Source organism: Nonomuraea sp. KM90 (assembly GCF_052246675.1).
Classification (GTDB): domain Bacteria; phylum Actinomycetota; class Actinomycetes; order Streptosporangiales; family Streptosporangiaceae; genus Nonomuraea.
Genome location: NZ_JBQQCB010000335.1, coordinates 1 through 1,716, shown reverse-complemented (window position 1 = coordinate 1,716; position 1,716 = coordinate 1). Strand labels below are relative to the sequence as shown.

The following is a 1,716-nucleotide window of genomic DNA, read 5'->3' as shown; positions in this document are numbered from 1 at the left end:
AGCCTGAATCCACGGCTTGATTCTTGGTGATCATTTCTCGGTCCAATTCGTCGACGAGGACCGTTCCCGCAGGTAGAGGCCTTGGTTTCAGAGCGTGAGGCACCTGCCGTGCTCGGGTCGCGGCTTGTCCAGGGGTGCGGGTCGGGGACGGGGGCGGGCGCTGGAGCGGCGAGGGTGACCGGCAAGGGTCGTCGAGTGGGGCGGTGACCTGGGATTTCGGGCGGGTCAGGCCGCGCGGGTCGGTGGTGGGCGGTGGGTTGTGTGGAAGGCGTTGGTCCAGGCCTGCCGCCATGGCCAGTGCTGGGGCAGGTGGAAGACCACGTGTCCACGGCCGTGCCGGGCGATGCGGGCGGGAACGCCGATGAGCCGGCGGCGCAGACTGGCTCCACGGGCTCGCCCGTGCTGCGTGCCGGCCACGCAGCCGAGCGCGCGTAGCAGGTTGTGGCTGATCGCCGCCAAAGTGAGCCAGGCGGCGTTGGCGGCGAACTTTCCCGAGGGCAAGTGGGCGAGCGGTCCGTCGATCAGGTCGGCGTTGACCTGCTCCTGCACGGCGTGATCACGGTGTTGTTCCTCGGCTTGGAGCAGCGTATAGGGGCTGTCGGTGAAGATCGGGTAGTAGCGCCAGGTGGCGAACAGTTCGTTCTGTCCGGCTGCGGCCTGCTCGTCGAGCCGGCGGATGCGGCGCACGATCAGCCGGGCGGTGACGGCCTTTCCTTTCGTGCTGGTGAAGGCGGTGTAGGAGGTCTCGGCGACCTCGGCGTCGGAGACCCAGCCGCCGACTGCTCGTCGAAGATGGCGCGTGGATACTTGATGGGCGTCCAGGCATCCTCGCCGATGACGGCGATTGCGGCCTTGACCTTGGGGTCCAGCTTGGCGGTGATGGAGAAGCGGGTGTCGTGCTCGCGGCAGGCGGCCACCGCCTCGGCGGCGTAGAACGCGCTGTCGCCCCGCATCAGCAACGTGCCCGTCGCTCCGCTGGCGCGGGCCACCGGAATCGATTCGCGCAGCAGGGATGCAGCGCCGCGGGCGGAGTTGGCGTTGCCACCGCGCAGCCGGGTGCCGCACACCACTGGCGCGGCCAGTGGTGTGGACAGGGTGGTGGCCAGTACGTTCAGCCCGCGCACCAGCACGCTCTTGCCTTGGATCTTGGTGTGGCCGAAGCCTGTGCCCTGCTTGGCATACCCGTAGGTGCGGCGCTGCATCGAGTCGATGTCGAGGAAGGCCAGTACGTCCGCGCCCGGCAACAACGGCGTGCGAGCGGCCAAGCCGATGAGCAACTGCCGTGCACTCTTCTCCAGTTGGCGGACGTTGCCCCAGGTGAAGGAGCGCAGGAACGAGCCGAGCGTCGACGGTGCGCGGATGCCGTCGAAAAGTTTGTCCATGCCGCCGTGGCGCAGCACGTCCAGGTCCTCAATGCTGTCGGCGCCGCACATCATGCCCGCCACGATCGAGGCGACCTTCGCCGGCGCGTTGACCCCGTCGGCGGCGGTGATGGCCAGGTGCTCGCCGACCAAGGCGTCCAGCCCGCACCGCTCGGCCAGCCTCATCGCCGGGGCCAGTCCGCCGTACACGATCACGTGCTCGTCGTCGAAGATCGCATCGGTCTTGGCCGCGTCGTGGAAGAATTGCACGTACGAGGTGTCCTTCTGATTTGGGTTGCTGGAGCGTAGAGAACTCCCATCTTCCCAGGCCAAAGGGCACCTCGCCCTATTTCAC

General features: G+C 67.9%; 1 pseudogene. It reads right to left on the bottom strand.

Features of this window, described 5'->3' with window-relative positions:
* Positions 1-225: 225 nt before the first annotated feature.
* Positions 226-1,631 (bottom strand): annotated as a pseudogene (locus ACTWPW_RS63995) (IS1380 family transposase).
* Between the last annotated feature and the right edge of the window lie 85 nt (positions 1,632-1,716).